Genomic DNA, 17496 nt, shown 5'->3' on the forward strand with positions numbered 1-17496 from the left:
CAAGTAATAGAACAATCGTCTAAGATAGTTGTATAATTCTGCAAAATTAGAAATGAACTCTGCCAAAACGAGTGAAAAGTCCGATCGCGATTTAATGAACGACCCGCAGGCAAAGCGCGAGGCAGAAAGAGCGCAAGCAAACAGAGACGAACTGAAAGAGCGTATTGCCCAGGCTATTCATCATGATGGGACGATTGAGCCGCTCAAAGGTTTGCACTTCAACCGCTCCTCCTCGCCTTCGGAATGCATTCATAGTGTCTCTATCCCTGCGTTTTGTGCGATCGCTCAGGGCAGCAAAGAAGTTCTTTTAGGTAGCGATCGCTATCAGTACGACCCGATGCATTATCTGCTTGCTACGGTCGAACTGCCAATTGTCAGCCAAATTCTGGAAGCGTCCAAGGCGCAACCGTACCTTAGCCTTCGTCTCGATCTAGACCCCACGCTCGTTGGTTCAGTGATGGTCGAGGCAGGGCATCCCTCATCGCGCAGCCGTGCTGATGTGAAAGCGATTGATGTAAGTCCGTTGAATGCAAATCTGTTGGACGCTGTGGTGCGGCTCGTCAGGCTTTTAGATTCCCCTGCTGAAGCTCATGTTCTTGCACCACTGATTAAGCGGGAAATCATTTACCGACTCCTGATGGGAGAGCAAGGTAATCGGCTCCGTCATATTGCAGTTCTGGGTGGCTACACCTACCACATCGCCAGAGCCGTCGAGCGACTTCGTAAAGACTTTAACGAGCCGATCAAGATTGAAAGCATCGCACAAGAGCTGGGAATGAGTGTTTCGGGCTTTCACCATCACTTCAAGTCTGTCACTGCCATGAGTCCCTTGCAGTACCAAAAGCAACTGCGGCTCCAGGAGGCTCGCCGTCTGATGCTGGGGGAAAAGCTTGATGCTACCAGTGCTGCCTACCGCGTGGGTTATGACGATGCCTCGCATTTTAACCGGGAGTACAAGCGGCTTTTTGGTGCGCCACCGATGCGCGATGTGGAGCGGCTGCGAGAAGCTGCTAGGGAGACTGCTAGTTCAATATGATCTCCCATTCGGGTAGATCCAAAAGGGAGGACTAGGCAGCTGAGCATAAAGCTTACTTAGGTTTTTCACATCGTGTTGAAACCAGTTATGAATCCATAGACAGTACTGGTCAATCGCTTGTTGCTCGGTTAGATTACCTAAGAGTTCCGATGCGATCGCATGGCTAACCCAAATTCCAGACATGATTGCTTTGAGAACACCATGACTTGATGTCGGGTCAAGTATCATTGCTGCATCCCCAATGATAAAGTAACCACATCCAGCCGGTTGAGAAACGATACGCCAGCTAACATTAGCTGCCCGCATTTGTTGGTAAATCTTTAATCCTTGGAATTCATTAGGCAGCCAATCTTTTGGGATTTTCTCTTCTACAAACGATAAGCGCGTCCATTGATAAAGTTGCGTAGGCTTAGCCCGCACTTCTCTACGAGACGCTGCGCGAACTTTAGCAGTCCACGTCCAACCAGAGGAATCAGCGGCGATCGCTGGAGCATGATCTCGCGCTGGGCATTCTCCTGTAACATAACCATAATAGGCAATCAGACGCGGCGAGTGATATTGGATTTGTAACCCTAATTTTTGAGCTAGCCAATGATGATCTCCAGCAGCATCAATGATTTTAGCTGCTAGAAAAGTTCCCTGGGATGTCTCAACGCCAATTACTCTGCACCCATCCATAACTAAGCGGGAAGCGTGGCAAGGTTGTATAACCTTAACACCAATATCTCTTGCCCGATTAAGCAAAATTGCATCAAAATCGGCTCTCCAAGCTTGAAATCCAAGCCATGCTCCCGAATCATCTTCGCCAAAGGGGACAAACTCGTTTCCAGCTGACCACTGCACCCAGTTTCCTTGGTGACGCAGAAAGCTAGCTGCTAACACTGGCTCAAGTACCCCTAACTGCTTAAGTAGTGGTTCCACACCAGGGTGTAATGTTTCACCAGGATGTGTACGAGGAAATGGCTTGGACTCAATTAGGACGACTTGTAAGCCTAATTGGGCGCACCCAATAGCAGCAGCACAACCAGCCGGGCCACCTCCAACTACAAGCACATCAAAATTAGACACGTCTTCTAGACCAGTTTCCATTACCGCGTTTCAACAGAATATTGACTGGTGTAACAAACAGCGTCACTGTTTCTTCGATTTCAACCAAGCGTTTTCGAGAATCTGCTGGGTCTAAAAATGAATTTCCATGACGATAAATCTCAAACCGATAGATATTTCCAGCCAGCCTAGTTTGCGTTTGAGTTTGTGCCTGTTGTAATTCTGAATTACTCGGTTGCACTAGTTGGAACGAAAACACGCTCCATTCTCCCCTAGCTTCAGGTCTGATCCTTAAGGCTTGGTAAACATTCGCCATTGCCAACACTCTGGCTTCGTATTCACGCACATCAACCTTAGCTGTCAATGAGAGTGAGAATTTCTTCTGCAAAGAGTTCTCTACATAATCTGCATGGGCAAAATCTGCATACTCTATCAACTCTTTGCCATTCTTCGTGATGCGTCGAGGCCCAGGGATACCATCCCAGGGTAGGTCGCCAACCTGACCAATTTCTGCATCTGTCAACGGGCTAACAGTAGGCCAAACAGGATTTGGCTGAAACGTTCGGGCTGCATCAGGAGCTACTGCTGGCCAAAATGTACTAAGTGCAGCACAAAGTTTGGAGTCTTCTGGAAAAGGACTACCTAAACCGTAGCTTGCTAGATGTTCCACTTCGTTGGTGCGATCAAAACTCACATCCCAACCAGGAGCAAACACGCCCGCCGCCGCATCTGGAAGATATACTTGTCGGATTGTTGGGGAACCATTCAATGGCATTTGTCGCACCGAACCCTGACGGGGTAATGAGACAATTGCAGTTACAGTTTTATCTTCTGGTCGAAAATCAACATCTTCTAATTGCAGATTGGGAGCAAAGCGATTGTCAGATAAAGTTTCTGGGGGAACTCGCCAGAGATTCTGTCTAAGTCTGCTAGGTACTGACTGCTCTGTCCATTCTAATAGCTCTCGTTGGTCGCAGTTGGGGAAAAAATCTGGTGCGGTTACCAGAGAATAGGCTGGTATGTTGCGAGGAATTGCTACTGCTAACTCTGGACATATTGCTTCAATCGAGCCATCGCCTGTAAAGTCCAGGTAGTGTTGAGCATCGTAGCCACCTGCTTTCACAACCGCTTCCACATCTTTTTGGTCGTTGAGATTTTCTTGTTGACCATCCGATGATATTTTATGGCGGGCATGAACATACTCTGGAGCGTGTCTTGCTCCTGTGGTTTCATCCACAGGAATGGCTAGGCTAGAAGATAGGGTTGGACTATTCGGTGGAACTTTAAAGGTGAGCAGTTTTCCTTGATAAGTAGCTGCTTCAATGAGACTTGGGTGAACAACTGGAACTAAAAGCCCTGTGCCAAAATCAGACGCTGTTGCGAATTCAGCAATGCCTTCTGTAAAAATAAATGGCGGGTTGCTAATGTCTGGCTCACCCCACCCTGTGTTTTGCAATACTAAATGAATCCGCCGCAGTTTTTGATTGACATGATGAGCATTCAAAGTTACTTGTAAGTCAAACCCACGAATGCATTCTGTACCGTTGAATAGCTTATGCAGAGGAACCCAGAATAGTCTGTTATTATCTCCATCCTGAAAACGTAACGGGCCAAAGCCATCTCGATTACCGCTGCGTTGAACTGCGATATATGCAGAATAACGTGCTGGTAAGACGCGAAAAGTTTCTTTTAAGTCACCTTCAACAGCAGGTAGAAATCCGCGAAGTTTGTCACTATATAGCGGTTGAGCAGTTCCGACTCGCGCCACACCTGTACGAGAAAAACAGATGTCAGCGTGCTGGCGGTGGACAGTTTCCGAAGCAGGGCGATATTCTGAGGCGAATACAGCGATCGCTAACGGTTGTCTTTGAGCCAGAACTTGCAAATCTTGCAAAGAAGGAGGCTGCACTCCATAAACATAATTTTCAATGATTTCGAGTTCTGCTAGTGTCGGATATGCACTCAAATTGCCGCTGATAACATTAGGTGAAGCCAAGGCATGAAACAGCAAACTCCGAGATGGATTTCTTGCTTCGATTGCTCGTTTTCCTTCAAAAGCAAAATCTTCAAACCCGGCAATCTGACGATTGATAGCAGGTAATTCCTTAGTTAATTCCTGCTGGAGGTTTGTTGCTGTGATGTCTACCCCTTGCTGGAGTAGCAAGTCTCGCCAGCCAACAGAGGCTAGGCGATCGCAAACCTGTTTAACCTCATCAATGAGAGCCATAACTTATATCCTCAATTTTACAGGTAAGCAAGATTAATAGTATTTTTCACTTATGACATTATCAGCCTCAAAAATCAGAGTACAATATATTACTCCAACTGGATTAACAGTAGTTCTGCTAGGGAATTTTTTCGAGGCTAAGTCTCTAATAGTTCTGCGTTTGCCTTGAAGTAATAGTAACTAAAAAAACTATTATTTGTCTGAAATCTAGCATTTTTTTAATTATAGTTAAGTCAGCCAAAACCTGATAGTACCCTCTAGGGTAGTTTATTACAGAAAAACTCAGTTTTTGTTTTAACTATATTTAGTACACTTATACTTTTCTCAAAGTTTTATCTACAAAATTTTCAATATACAATTCTTATTAATACTTAAGTATATTGTGCAATTTTGTAATACGCTGTTGCTCATTTACGTGCAGAATTTAATAGATTACAAATTCTTAACCTAATTTTTGCTTAACTGTCCTTGCATTTTAATCGAAAACTATTAGATTTATTTATAAATATTTACCAAGAAAATAGAAAATCGGATAATCTAATCTGGTGAATTTAAAAGTAGTTAAATCCGTATATCTATAGTCAAGAGCGTAGAGGGTAATGCTTGAGTAAAGAGGAAGTTTCCGCCGACAAATAAACGAATGATCAAGCCATAAGTAAAAATAAAACAAGGATATTAGTATGAAATGCTAGCTAAGAAAGTACTATAAGCTGTTAGTTTTTTTGTCTGTACTACGTTACTTGTCTTTTCCGGTCAGATAGTTATTGCTCAGAGTAACTATAATTTACGCACTCAAGATAAGCAAAAAGTAGAACTGATTGTACATAGCGATTTCGTCGTTACTATGAACGAGGCACAACCTGTCATCAAAAATGGTGCAGTCGCGATTAGGAACGGCAAAATTGTTGCAGTAGACACGAAAGAAAAGATTAGAGCATCTTACAAAGCTGACAAGATACTACCAGGTGAGGGTATGGTACTAATGCCGGGTCTTGTCAACGGTCACTCTCACTCGGCAATGGTTCTGTTTCGCAGTCTTGCAGATGACTCAAGATGTTGACACTGTAATTGTGAATGGGCAAGTTTTAATGTATAAACGCGAGATGCTCACAGTTGATCCTGATAGGATTCGCGGTGAAGCTACCTCGATTGCAGAGAAAATCAAAGCTGAGTTCCGACCCTCCAATTAAGAAATTAAGACTCCCAGCAGTTTTGGATTACCGTAATTGTTTTGGCTTGTAGTTTGCGCTGTCTTCCCTAAAAGGCAAACTACAAGCCATAATTTATTTATGTCCACCTACTTAATCTGTCGTTTGGTCATGGCCAGAACCTTACTAAACATCCAAATTTAAGCAAGCTATAGCGACAATTTAACGAGCGATCGCCAATCTTAACACGCTGCTTTTACCATCACCTATATTTGTGAGAAAATGGTCAAATAAAATACAGTATTGCTGATTTCATACGTACTATCGATTATGCTATAGAAAATATAGAGCAAAAGACATCTAGATGATTAAAAGTTCTTAATTCATCTCCAGCTAACTGCCCTGAGATATTCGATTATGGTAGCGTCAGAGGATTTTGTAGAAGATGTCTCAACCAGATGCAATCAAATCTAATAAGTCTCCCATCTGTGACTTAGAGGCAACTACGGAATGGTTGTGTTTAGATTCGATTGCCTATATTGCAGAGTGTTTAGAAGCTTGTAACTGTGCGGATATGCTTACTGATCTCCGAGAAATCTTTCCTCGTCAAGCATTGAAAGTAGCAAGCGTGAAAGTCTGCCAATTGCAAAGACAGCGAATTAAAAAATGGTTAGAAGAACTTAATAGAGAGGTTTAGTTAATAAGTAAACCTACTTTAGAGTATTTAGTATTTAATAATCTATTGCTGAAGTTGTTTGTTGTCATTACAAGTTACTAAGAATAATCGGCTAGTATTAAGTAATGGACTTATTTGACCAGCATTTGACGAAAATAATTGAAAAAGAAGCGCCCCTTGCTGCTCGGATGCGCCCTCGAACATTAGATGAATTTGTAGGTCAAGACCATATCATCGCTCCAGGGCGGCTTTTGCGTCGTGCTATTAGTTTGGATCAACTGTCTTCCCTAATTTTCTATGGCCCGCCAGGCACAGGTAAGACGACTCTAGCGCGGGTGATTGCACTCCACACTCGCGCTCATTTCATTGCCATTAATGCTGTACTCTCAGGTGTTAAAGAAATTCGAGCGGCAATTGAAACTGCTCAACAACAGCGTAAGTTTCATAATCAACGAACTATGCTGTTTATTGATGAAGTTCATCGTTTTAATAAGTCCCAACAAGATGCGCTCTTGCCTTGGGTAGAGAATGGTACAGTTATTTTGATTGGTGCAACCACAGAAAATCCCTATTTTGAAGTTAATAAAGCACTTGTCAGTCGTTCGCGGATTTTTCAACTTAAGCAATTAAATGAGCAAGATTTATACAAAATTGTTCAGCAAACACTAACTGACTCGGAACGAGGTTACGGTCAGCTGAAAGTCAAAATTGATGATGAAGCTTTAAATCATCTGGTTAATATTGCTAATGGTGATGCTCGTTCATTACTGAACGCCCTAGAATTAGCAGTGGAAACAACGCCAGCCGATGCTCAAGGAGTCATTCAAATCACTCTAGCAGTGGCCGAAGAATCTATTCAACAACGTGCGGTTTTATACGATAAAGAAGGTGATGCCCACTTTGATACTATCAGTGCATTCATCAAAAGCTTACGAGGTTCTGACCCAGATGCAGCCTTGTACTGGCTAGCAAAAATGGTTTATGCCGGTGAAGACCCACGCTTTATTTTGCGGCGAATGTTAATTCTGGCTAGCGAGGATGTGGGACTAGCTGACAATAATGCTGTTGTAGTTGTTAATGCTTGTAATGAAGCCTTTGACCGTGTAGGGATGCCAGAAGGACGTTATCACCTAGCCCAAGCTACACTTTATTTGGCAACTGCACCTAAATCCAATAGCATTATGGGTTTTTTCGATGCTTTAGCTGCGGTTGAGCAGGAGAAGGAAGCAGAAGTTCCCACGCACTTGAAAGATGCCAATCGTGACAAAAAAGGTTTTGGACATGGCGCTGGATACCTTTATCCTCATGCTTATCGTGACCACTGGGTAGCGCAGCAATATTTACCAGCCAGCCTGCAAGGACAAGTGTTTTATCAACCATCAACGCAGGGTAGAGAACAAGAAATTAGTACACAGGTGTCACGTCGCCGCGAAGCTCAACTTGCTGCTTTAGTAGAAGGTATGGGCGTTGCTCCCTTGGAAATACTCACTTATGGAACCACTGACCGAGCTGCTGAACGCTGGTTGCAACGCACACTTTCTCAGGTAAGTACACAGTTAGCAACAGTACGCGATCGCATTTTCAGTTTAGCCCAGCCACAACGTCATAACTTAGTACTGGATCTGAATGCCGGAACTGGTTTACTTACCTGGGAAGCAGTCCGACAAGTTCCGGAAGGTGGTGTTTATGCCTGTGTCCGCACTAGCACTGACGCCAATGCTTTACGCGAACAAGCAGCAGCACTTCCAGAGCCAACGCGTCCAATAATTTTAACTGCATCAATTACTGAACTACCTGTGCTGTTAGCTTCTCAAGCAGCAGATGTACAATTTGACTTGATTATTGGACGCAATGTCCTACTATCTGAACCTGATAAAGCGATCGCTGCTCAAATTTTAGCTAAATTGATGCCACGTTTAGGAAAGCTTGTATTAGCAGAGACAGTGCCACGTCATACCCAAAGATTTTATCGCTTGCTGGAAGAGCAAAAGCTAGATGCTCAATTATATGAGCGATTAGTCGTAGCGGAAGAAGCTATTTATGCAGATCAATCAGACCCAATGATTAACTGGGATGTTAACGATTTGCGTAACGCTCTTGCCTCCGCAGAACTGACAGTAGAAGTGGTTATTGAACGGAATTTGACGCCAATGCATATATCTTCTTCCTTTCTCAGCCGTTTGTTTACTGCTAATACTAATCGACCAAGTTATGCAGATCGTCTTGCTCAAAATCTGACACAAGAAGAAATACACACACTCCAAGATTTATTTACTCGCTACTTCCTCAATCAATCCGTTAGCTGGGAAAGCACTGTGGCATTTTTAAAGATAAGTAGATGAAGTCTTGGTTTGCTTTTAAAAGATATTCAAGGTAACGTTTAGCAATTGTAGATAGAAATTGCACAATTTCTCAGGATATAAATTGATTTGCCGACTGTGAACTTAAGGAAAAGATAGAAATTCACATGAGGTTTTGCTTTTCATTAAGTAAATCTCCTAAACTCAAAAATATCTTGCACAATCAAATTACAAGTACTCGCTAATATTTCTCACTAATTGTCTTTGGTGTGGTTTGAGTGGTGTGTAACTCACAACTAAACTTGCTTAACTACTGACATTGCGAGGTGACAATATGGATGCCAATAAACTCCGGAATCTATATGCAGCAGGAGAACGGAATTTTAATGGAACAAATCTGCATCAGGTAAACTTAACCCATAGCGACTTGAGGGGTGCAAATTTGACTGAAGCCGACTTAAGTGGTGCAGACCTCAGTCAAGCTAACTTAAGTGGATGTAATCTGAGTCGAGCAAATCTCACTGATGCAGAACTTAATGGAGCTAATTTAAGTGGTGCAAACTTAAGTGAGGTCAATTTAATTGGCGCAGACCTGATTGAGGTTAACTTGGAAGCAACCAACCTGAGCCGTGCAGATTTACGTAGTGCAAATTTAGTTCTAGCAAACCTGTTAGGTGCAAATCTCAGTGAGGCAGACATGAGTGGCGCAGATTTAAGAGATGCGAACCTCAACAATGCAAATTTGATTGGTAGCAACATCGACGAAGCAGAACTAGATGGTGCAGATTTAACAGGAGCAATTATCACTGAACAGGAGATAACTAGCAGAACTTTGCATATAGGTTTATCGCACAAATGGATAACTTGGGCTGGCAGTTGCTAATTTTCTTAGATGGTGGTTCTTGTTTGAATACTATATGTATTAGGGGTACAACACCCGTTGTACCCCTATAATAGTTTGTCGATTTTGCTTTACAGCAATTTTCAACTTTATAGACTACTTGTGTGCAGGGAGTAATGTAGTTCAACTGATTGAAAAAGACTGCAAAACAATCATTATAAAGTCCTAATACACTAAAGGTGTCGCGCCGCGCATTTGACGTAGGGAATTGATACAAGCAGCGCAGTCACAGCCAAATAAGTTAATTGCCATATCGCTTTCTTCAACATTGAATTCTAAAATGGGGGCATCTTCTTGAGAAAACTCTACTTCAGGCTGATAGTTAGGAATTTTAGCCAATACGGAAGCCCTAGCACAGACTAATCCCACTTTATGTTTATTGCGTATGCAAGATAAACGGTCTGTCGTATCGGGTTCTGGCTCAATCGCTTGAGCTTGATTGAGCATTACTCCCATAGAAAGAATAGAGCTAATTAGTACAGGAGAAGAAAGCAAACTCAGTATCAATTTATTCATTGGTTTCCTTATAAAATAAAATCGATTACTCAGATTATCCGATTAAATTTTACAGTTAAAGTCAAGTCCATCAGGAATATCAACTATCTGTGGTATCGTAGGCTAATTTTAGCAACCCTTCATACCTCCAGGTTTCAATCAATCTTTCAGGAATCTGGGTGCGATCGCCTCTCGAAGTTTGCACTCTTCTTCAATTAAATTAAGTATTTAGATAAAATTCCTTTGTTTATATCTTTTTTTATAATTTTTAAATTCTACATTTATCTAATATATGAAATTATCTTATTTAACATAGACGACTTAATAACTTCCTTTTATTACCGTTATTATCGTCTGAAGATTTGTAGACATTTCCTTTCGGTTTTAGAAGGTTTTTAAACTCTAATTTATTGTAAATCAACGTATAGTTATTATATAGTATTTTTTGAGACAAAACTCAGACATTTCAGTCCTTTATAATACTTCTTATAGCAATTTTATTTGTTCGTAAAACTTTAAATAATAAGATTATCAAATTTTTTAGAATTTGATAATCTTATTTTTGGCTGAGGATTTATAGTTTTGTAGTTAATCTAAAATTAGATATACCAGTTTGCTATTAGATATTACAATATAAATTTTTACAAATCTCTCGTAATTTTCGGAAATTTGTATTAGCTAATACAGTTAATTTAATGTTTATGAAAATTTAATCCGCGTAGAGAAGTTACAGTGTAAAGTTTCTACAAAAATTCTCGGTTATCCAACTTACTATTGGGTATAATACCGTTACTTTGTGAAGCTGCATATATTTTTACCCCGCCCTAACCCTCCCCTTGGAAAGGGGAGGGAATTAGATTTATTGTCTCCCCCCTTTATAAGGGGGATAATTCGACTTGTCAAGGGAAGAAAAACTACAGAAGGGCCTTTTTATATGCATCTTTATACATAATTGGTATAAGCTACATAACGAAATTAAAGCAACTACAGATAAGTATGTGCTTTGTTTATAAAAGAAACACTATATAAATAAAGTCCGCTTTCGCGGACTTACGTAAGGGCTTCTGTCACTTTTATCGGCTACAAAATCATGTTTAATACATGATGTTTTTATTTTTTACTATTAATCATGAAAAAGCAATACTTTGCAGCTAATTTACTAGACATAAATACTTGAATTATATCTTTTAAGATAACAAGCTAACTTGTTTCCAACTAACACATAAATAAGAGTATTTGTAATTATGCTTTAGGACAAAGCTCAGATATTTTTGTCTTTACAAGAGTAGAATTTGTAAGATTTTTAAACTAAAAATATAAGTGTGGTCAGGTATAACAGCCCCAGGAATGAATTTCTAATCCTGGGGTTTTATTTAGGCTATGGCTTATACCACTTACTTATTTTGGATTAGTGATTTCTGGATTCCACTACAAGCAGCCTCAATTGCTTATCATCCCTATTAGTCTGTATATCGACGTGGCGTATAAACCCAGACATCCCCTTGGCTGCGATCGATTATCCGAGTTTTTGTTGAACCAACGAGAATAATTGTTCGCATATCGGCTACTGCTGGAACTAACTGGTCAAGGGTGATCACCTTGACTGTCTGTCCTGGTCTGCCGAGATTTTTCGCTATGACTACTGGTGTATCTGGTGTTCTATGTTGCAGTAAAATATCTCTCGCTTCTACCAGTTGCCAAGTGCGCTGTTTTGAAACAGGATTGTAAAAGGCAATTACGAAATCAGCTTGGGCAGCAGCCGCAATTCTTTGTTCAATTATTGACCAAGGCTTCAAGATATCAGACAGGGAAATCGCACAAAAATCATGTCCAAGGGGAGCGCCGATCGCAGCAGCAGCAGCTTGCATGGCAGAAATCCCAGGTGCAATGTGAATATCGATGCTGTTCCATTCGGGTTTGGCATCGCGATCGCATACCTCAAAAATGGCTGTTGCCATTGCATAGATACCAGGATCGCCAGAGGAAACTACCGCTACATATCGCCCTGTTACTGCTAAATCAAGCGCCATTTTTGCTCGTGCTTCTTCTTCCCGATTATCAGACTCATGCCGTTGCTTGCCGTCACCGAGAGATCCAACTAAATCTAAGTAAGTTTTGTAACCTACCAAATCAGTTGCTGCTTTGAGTATCTCTTTCACTTCCGGCGACATCCACTGCGCCCCACCCGGCCCCGTGCCAATAACTGCTAACCGTCCACGTGGTTGACCTATGGTGCTGGGGTCAATTGGTTCGGGGGCAATGGCGATCGCTATCTGAGGAGAGGCAAAGAAAATTAGTTGACCAGATGTACCTGTAGCGGTGAGGGCTGCTGCTTGCACGGGGCTGTAACCATCCGATAGCAAACTTTCTAGCTGATTTGGGGTGAAAAAGCGAGCAGGTACGCCCAAGGCGCTGGCTACGGCATGGATTGCCGGATTGGCAGCGGCAGTGATGGGAGCAAATATTCCTGCGACTGATGCAAGGGCAAGTTCAGCATCTGCTAGTAGCTGACGCACTAAAGCCACCGCTTCATCTGCACAGCTAGTATAGTCAGTTATGGCGATCGCAACAGTTGCTGGATGATAAATCAGGCAGTTGGCTGTCGGATTTACCAATCGTTCAGTAACTTGGATAGTTAAATTTCCTTTGGGGTCAATAGGTAATTGACTATTGCTTAACCAAGCTGCTTTCCCTTCTAGCTTCACTTGCTCCCCAGCTAGCAAATCCGAGATAAATTTCTTAGCATCGTCTGGGTTGGCTAGATGGTAGCCAGAAGGAGGCGATAACAACGCTGTGCGAAAACGAATATCACCAGTGGTCGTAATTGCTGGTTTGACATCTAAAGCTTCGGCAATGCGGCGTGCCAAATCGTTTACCCCATTGAGTCCACCTAACAGAGGAACAACAGCACTACCATCCTCAGCCACAGCGATTACTGGCGGTTCCTGGCGTTTATCAGAGAGCATCGGGGCTAGCGTCCTAATCAGAATTCCGGCAGCACAAATGCCAATTAGCGGCGTTCCTTCAGCAAACAACTCCCGCAGCGTCTCACCAAAATTCGTGAAGCTGACATCAACGCCAGACGTGCGACCCGCCAAACCGTATAGTATTGCCCCTGGTAAGACACTAATCATCTTGCGTGCTAATGCCACACTATTTTGACCTAGTACCACAACGGCGGGTGCAACTTTCGTCATCATAAGAATTTTTGAACTTTAAATATTTAATAGATATCTTGCAAAAGTTGATATCTTTCACATGAAACCACAGATGCATACAGAGTAATACCAATTATTCAGATACTCCCACGGCTTCACTTCGTTACAGTGGTGGGATTCTAGGCTCAAATATACAGTGGGCGCAGCCGAGGAGCTAAGTGCAAAGCGAACGCTAAAGTAGGAAGACTCTACACCCTGCGGGAACCCGCAGGGTGTAGAGTTCTCTTCGCACATAAGTGTCATCGCTTTTTCGCTATACAGAAAAATTTTTATGTAAGAAGTTTACTGAGTAAATACCCTAGATTTTATTAAGATAAGTTACGCAATTTTAATTTTTGATATGCTTTTATAGATATTTATACTCACAGCTGATATGGTTAAGAGAACCTTAATAAAAAGGATTTTACTTAAATGAAAAATTCAAAAGTTTCCAATCCATTAGGCCAGTCTATAATTATGGGCGCTTTGATCATGTTAACCAGTGTTAGCGTTATCACAATCATGAACTTATTTTAAGATAAAAACTGTAAATTTTAGCAAAGAAAGTTTACAAATCCCTGCTCAATTATGAGTGGGGTTTTTACATTTTGTAATCCTGAGTGATTAGCAAAAAGGGAGTTGCGCAAATGAAATATGGCGTAGACGTGCAGCAGTTAGTTGTCAGACATCGCTCCTGATGCAAGAAAATATATTCAGGCGATCGCTTCCGGCGGGCGCTCCGCGCCATCGCTGTCAACTCTGGTAATTTCCAATTTATTAGTACACGCGACAAGCCAATTTAATATTCTTATCCAGTATTTATCCAGGTTTCATCTACCGCAGGTGTTAGCTATATATCTATCAACAGATAAGTTATCTGAGAAACTAGTTAATAGTTAATTAGAGTCCGAACTTTGGACTAATAACCCCTAGCAGGGGAAATTGCGCCTGAATTGTTCGGTTCTACGACTGTTCGCAGTACTCAAATACCTATAACCTCGTAAGTAGTAGTGAAATACCTAACCTTAACGCTGTTAGTCGCTCTTGAATTAAGGGGTGAAGACCTGTGTACGAATGGATATTGCCAAGTCTAAGTGAAATTTTAGCCGAAACTCAATCAAGTGTGGCTGAATGTTCACCTGCTCAAGCTGAGCGACAGTGGCGTGTAAGCCTAGCAGCGACAGAACATCTGCTATTAAATACTTTAGAAACAACTTTAACAGACGCAAGCCAAGGATTAGTTTTAGCTGCACCAGCACCTTTATTCAGTGAGCCAAAACTGACTCAAAGTTTGCAAACGGTAACTTTTACAGCAAAGCCATTTAATCCTTTAGCACTGATGCCATTTCAGATGCCACCTGGGAGTGCGATCGCAGATGAAGTCGCTCCCCAGGAATCAGTGCTGCCTTTACTACCTGCCGATCCTCTAGCATCAGAGCAGTTTTGCCTAGTTTTTACAGAAAAATTTAGATTAGTACTAGTTTTAGCAGAAAGCAGGAACGGTAAAAAAACCTTTTCATTTTCCTTTGAGCCAGAAGTAGTGCAGCAGGCGTGGCGATCGCTAGGAGCGCGAGTCATGCTGAGTAATCCAGAATTTTTTGCCGAATTGGATGCGATCGCACAAAAGTACTATCCAGTAGCACCGGATTACCATACTGTAATTCAGTTTAGCCAGCTGCTACTTCAGAAATCAACCGAACCAGAATGGACAAGGGACTGGGGACAAGGGACTGGAGACTGGGGACAAGGAGACAAGGAGACAAGAGGAATCAGTAGTACCCAATACCCAATACCTAGTACCCAATACCCAGTACCTAATACCCAATCCCCAGTACCCAATCCCCAGTACCCAATCCCTAGTACTCAATCTCCAGTCCCCGATGTGGAACTGCTCCAAGCCTTTGCTCACGAAGTCCGCACTCCTTTGACAACAATTCGCACCATGACGCGCTTACTATTGAAGCGGCATGACTTACCAGCAAACGTCATCAGTCGTTTAGAAGTTATTGATCATGAGTGTACAGAACAAATTGACCGGATGGAGTTGCTGTTTAAAGCAGCCGAGCTAGAAACTACTGCCTCCGTTAAATCTTCAAAAACTCAACTCACGCCGATGTCTTTGGATCAAGTATTGCAGCAGAGCATTCCGCGTTGGGAACAAGCAGCAAATCGGCGGAACTTGACTTTGAATGTTGTTTTACCTCAGCAACTACCAACAGTTGTGAGCAATCCCACCATGCTGGATCGGGTACTCACAAGTTTAATAGAGAATTTCACCCGTAGCTTACCTTCTGGTAGCCATATTCAAGTCCAGGTTATCCCGGCTGGCGATCAATTGAAGCTACAATTATCACCACAATTCCAGTGCAAAGACACAAGTAAAATTCCCACACCTGCAACCCCGCCGATTCGCAAGGCTCTTGGTCAACTGCTGATGTTTCAACCAGAAACGGGTACGATTAGTCTGAATATTGCTGCAACCAAGCATTTGTTTCAGGCTATTGGTGGCAAACTAATCGTACGCCAACGCCCCCACTATGGCGAAGTATTAACTATTTTCCTGCCCTTAGAGGTTACTAATAAGCAGAAATTCGGGGTTAATAGTTAGGAGTAGAGACGCGATTAATCGTGTCTGTATAAGAAATGCGATTATACTCTTACGAGAAGACGCTCTTCGAGCGTCTACGCGTCTGTACAGGATTTGGGAGTTCATAACTCATAATTCTTAGATTTATAAATCTGGTGTTGGCGCGATAGCCGTACTCCTTCCCTACGGGACGCTATCGCGAACGGAGAAGCAAGCTACGCACTAGCGTCTCCATTGGCGTAGCCTCTCCCTTTGGGAGAAGGAGAAGGCTTAAGCTTCGCTTATCGCTTCTGGGGTGTTGGGTACACTTGGTAATTGCACTATAAAACTGGAGCCTTCATACAGCTTACTTTTTACGGAAATAGAACCAGCACAACGCCGTAGTAACAGCTGCACAATTGTTAACCCCAAGCCAGCGCCAGCATGATCTTCCGTTACTCCCGTACGCACACGATAAAAGCGTTCAAAAATTTTGGGGATTTCGCTTTCGGCAATACCAATACCTGTGTCACGAAATTCTAATTGGACATAATTACCATGAACACGGGCAAGTACCCAAACTTTACCACCATTAGGGGTAAATTTAATACTGTTGTGTAACAGATTAATTACAATTAGCCTTAGCCCACCATTTACACACTGAACATCTGGCAGTTCCGTAGGCACGGTGTAGGCTAGCATAATCCCTTTTTCTTGGGCGACTGGTTGGTAAGTACTTACTACCCCAGGCACAATATCTGAGAGACGTACTGGCTCTAGGGTTGTCTCTTCTAAACTACGTTCTAGTTGCAGCAGATCCAACAAACCATTAATCAGGGAATTTTGGTGATCGCACTGCGTATTTAGCATTTGTAAATAACGTTGTCGTTGCGGTGGTTTGAGATTAGGAGAATTCAGTAAAGAAAGTGCCGTCTTCATGTGTGTCAGGGGCGTACGTAGTTCCTGGCACACATTGTTCAGGTATTCATCCTTCAACTGCTCTTTGTTGAGCAGTTTTTGATGTTCCTGTTGCAATTTAGCAGTACGTTCTGTGAGAATTTGACGATTAATTTCATCTTGACGCTGGAGTTGTTTTGCCAACAGTTGATTCATGAGTATGGGTTCAGGCACACTCGCACAAATAAAATTAGCTGCTATGTTAGCTGTTACGATTGGGTAAGATTCTGCTGTGGTTGCCTGTTGAATACCATCTAATACTTGTTGAATTACTCTCCCCTCAACAGTAGTCGTAATCAGCAATGGTTGGGTTTTATTATTTTTTGCCTTACCTGAGTTTTGGTTTTCACGTTTTTTAAGTGGTCGATGCGCCAAAATTAAACTAGAAAACTGGGGCGATAATACCAAAAGAAAGTTTTCCCGGCGTAGAAGACTATCTGAGGCTATGTGAACACGCACATGATGAGGCGATGAATGGGATGAGGAAGATGAGGGAGATGGGGGAGTATTTTCTTCCCCATCTCTCTTATCTCCCTTATCTTTGCCCTCTGAAGTTCCAGAAGAAAGAAGCCCTCCCTCGGACTTTTGTGTATCACTCTCCTCAATCTGACAGATGTAAATGAGACTAGATTTACCTATTAAGGATTGATAACGCGTTAATTCTGATTGCCAAATTTTTTCAGGTGGTAGCTTCACCCATAAAGTAGCTACAATCTGTTGCTCAATCAGTAAATCAATTTGCGCTCTCACCAGTGATAGCAGCGTAGCAGGACTGAGGGACAATGGTTGCGGAGGCGATTGTACCCCTAAAACCAGTTGGTAAATAGACAGATCCTTAGCTAGAGAAACGTTCATGAGTTAAGCACAACAAGGAATAACGAAAAAGGATTAAAGAAGAAATAATACTGTCTTCGATTTTCACCCTTTGTTGTACATTTTTTACAAA

General features: G+C 42.2%; 13 protein-coding genes. 8 read left to right on the forward strand and 5 right to left on the reverse strand.

Annotated features, from left to right (window positions below; translation table 11 throughout):
* The first annotated feature begins 52 nt into the window (after positions 1 to 52).
* Complete coding sequence (locus WKK05_RS18085; protein ID WP_341530965.1) at positions 53 to 1036, forward strand: AraC family transcriptional regulator; 984 nt, start codon at positions 53 to 55, stop codon at positions 1034 to 1036.
* Here WKK05_RS18085 and WKK05_RS18090 read toward each other — a convergent pair.
* The gene (locus WKK05_RS18090) at positions 1028 to 2125 is read right to left on the reverse strand and encodes a tryptophan 7-halogenase (RefSeq protein ID WP_341530966.1); all 1098 of its coding nucleotides are present in this window, start codon (positions 2123 to 2125) and stop codon (positions 1028 to 1030) included. The genes WKK05_RS18085 and WKK05_RS18090 overlap by 9 nt on opposite strands.
* Entirely contained in the window at positions 2097 to 4310 is a 2214-nt protein-coding gene (locus WKK05_RS18095) for a hypothetical protein (protein ID WP_341530967.1), read from the reverse strand. Before WKK05_RS18095 ends, WKK05_RS18090 begins: the two co-directional genes overlap by 29 nt.
* Before the next feature lie 844 nt (positions 4311 to 5154).
* Between WKK05_RS18095 and WKK05_RS18100 the strand changes: the two genes are divergently transcribed.
* From WKK05_RS18100 to WKK05_RS18120, 5 genes are all read left to right on the forward strand, one after another.
* A complete protein-coding gene (locus WKK05_RS18100; RefSeq protein WP_341530968.1) occupies positions 5155 to 5370 on the forward strand; it encodes a hypothetical protein in 216 nt (71 codons plus the stop codon).
* Positions 5354 to 5500 carry a hypothetical protein gene (locus WKK05_RS18105; RefSeq protein ID WP_341530969.1) on the forward strand — a complete coding sequence of 49 codons (147 nt, stop codon included), beginning with the start codon at positions 5354 to 5356 and terminating at the stop codon, positions 5498 to 5500. The genes WKK05_RS18100 and WKK05_RS18105 overlap by 17 nt, the downstream gene beginning before the upstream one ends.
* Before the next feature lie 403 nt (positions 5501 to 5903).
* Complete coding sequence (locus WKK05_RS18110) at positions 5904 to 6155, forward strand: hypothetical protein (protein ID WP_341530970.1); 252 nt, start codon at positions 5904 to 5906, stop codon at positions 6153 to 6155.
* A gap of 104 nt (positions 6156 to 6259) precedes the next feature.
* Positions 6260 to 8476, forward strand: coding sequence for an AAA family ATPase (locus WKK05_RS18115; protein WP_341530971.1), 2217 nt, complete (start codon positions 6260 to 6262; stop codon positions 8474 to 8476).
* A 292-nt stretch (positions 8477 to 8768) separates the two neighbouring features.
* Positions 8769 to 9317: a pentapeptide repeat-containing protein gene (locus WKK05_RS18120; RefSeq protein WP_341530972.1), complete on the forward strand. Its 549-nt coding sequence runs from the start codon at positions 8769 to 8771 to the stop codon at positions 9315 to 9317.
* Positions 9318 to 9500: 183 nt separating this feature from the next.
* Here WKK05_RS18120 and WKK05_RS18125 read toward each other — a convergent pair whose 3' ends face one another.
* Together WKK05_RS18125 and cobJ are read right to left on the reverse strand one after the other, a co-directional pair.
* Positions 9501 to 9851 (reverse strand): hypothetical protein, encoded by a 351-nt coding sequence (locus WKK05_RS18125; protein WP_341530973.1) that lies wholly within the window; start codon positions 9849 to 9851, stop codon positions 9501 to 9503.
* A 1439-nt stretch (positions 9852 to 11290) separates the two neighbouring features.
* On the reverse strand, positions 11291 to 13030 hold the full coding sequence (cobJ, locus tag WKK05_RS18130) for a precorrin-3B C(17)-methyltransferase (RefSeq protein ID WP_341530974.1): 1740 nt from the start codon (positions 13028 to 13030) through the stop codon (positions 11291 to 11293).
* 675 nt (positions 13031 to 13705) lie between these two features.
* Between cobJ and WKK05_RS18135 the strand changes: the two genes are divergently transcribed.
* A complete protein-coding gene (locus tag WKK05_RS18135) occupies positions 13706 to 13927 on the forward strand; it encodes a hypothetical protein (protein WP_341530975.1) in 222 nt (73 codons plus the stop codon).
* 166 nt (positions 13928 to 14093) lie between these two features.
* Complete coding sequence (locus WKK05_RS18140; RefSeq protein ID WP_341530976.1) at positions 14094 to 15635, forward strand: HAMP domain-containing sensor histidine kinase; 1542 nt, start codon at positions 14094 to 14096, stop codon at positions 15633 to 15635.
* A gap of 249 nt (positions 15636 to 15884) precedes the next feature.
* Here the strand turns inward: WKK05_RS18140 and WKK05_RS18145 are convergent, their stop codons facing one another.
* Positions 15885 to 17405: a DICT sensory domain-containing protein gene (locus tag WKK05_RS18145; protein WP_341524510.1), complete on the reverse strand. Its 1521-nt coding sequence runs from the start codon at positions 17403 to 17405 to the stop codon at positions 15885 to 15887.
* Between the last annotated feature and the right edge of the window lie 91 nt (positions 17406 to 17496).

Source organism: Nostoc sp. UHCC 0302 (genome assembly GCF_038096175.1).
Lineage (GTDB): Bacteria > Cyanobacteriota > Cyanobacteriia > Cyanobacteriales > Nostocaceae > UHCC-0302.

What these genes read in the sequence shown, in the direction of transcription:
- WKK05_RS18085 (WP_341530965.1), top strand. Translation starts at nt 53, where the DNA reads ATGAACTCTGCCAAAACGAGTGAAAAGTCCGATCGCGATTTAATGAAC.
- WKK05_RS18090 (WP_341530966.1), bottom strand. Translation starts at nt 2,125, where the DNA reads ATGGAAACTGGTCTAGAAGACGTGTCTAATTTTGATGTGCTTGTAGTT.
- WKK05_RS18095 (WP_341530967.1), bottom strand. Translation starts at nt 4,310, where the DNA reads ATGGCTCTCATTGATGAGGTTAAACAGGTTTGCGATCGCCTAGCCTCT.
- WKK05_RS18100 (WP_341530968.1), top strand. Translation starts at nt 5,155, where the DNA reads ATGAACGAGGCACAACCTGTCATCAAAAATGGTGCAGTCGCGATTAGG.
- WKK05_RS18105 (WP_341530969.1), top strand. Translation starts at nt 5,354, where the DNA reads ATGACTCAAGATGTTGACACTGTAATTGTGAATGGGCAAGTTTTAATG.
- WKK05_RS18110 (WP_341530970.1), top strand. Translation starts at nt 5,904, where the DNA reads ATGTCTCAACCAGATGCAATCAAATCTAATAAGTCTCCCATCTGTGAC.
- WKK05_RS18115 (WP_341530971.1), top strand. Translation starts at nt 6,260, where the DNA reads ATGGACTTATTTGACCAGCATTTGACGAAAATAATTGAAAAAGAAGCG.
- WKK05_RS18120 (WP_341530972.1), top strand. Translation starts at nt 8,769, where the DNA reads ATGGATGCCAATAAACTCCGGAATCTATATGCAGCAGGAGAACGGAAT.
- WKK05_RS18125 (WP_341530973.1), bottom strand. Translation starts at nt 9,851, where the DNA reads ATGAATAAATTGATACTGAGTTTGCTTTCTTCTCCTGTACTAATTAGC.
- cobJ (WP_341530974.1), bottom strand. Translation starts at nt 13,030, where the DNA reads ATGATGACGAAAGTTGCACCCGCCGTTGTGGTACTAGGTCAAAATAGT.
- WKK05_RS18145 (WP_341524510.1), bottom strand. Translation starts at nt 17,405, where the DNA reads ATGAACGTTTCTCTAGCTAAGGATCTGTCTATTTACCAACTGGTTTTA.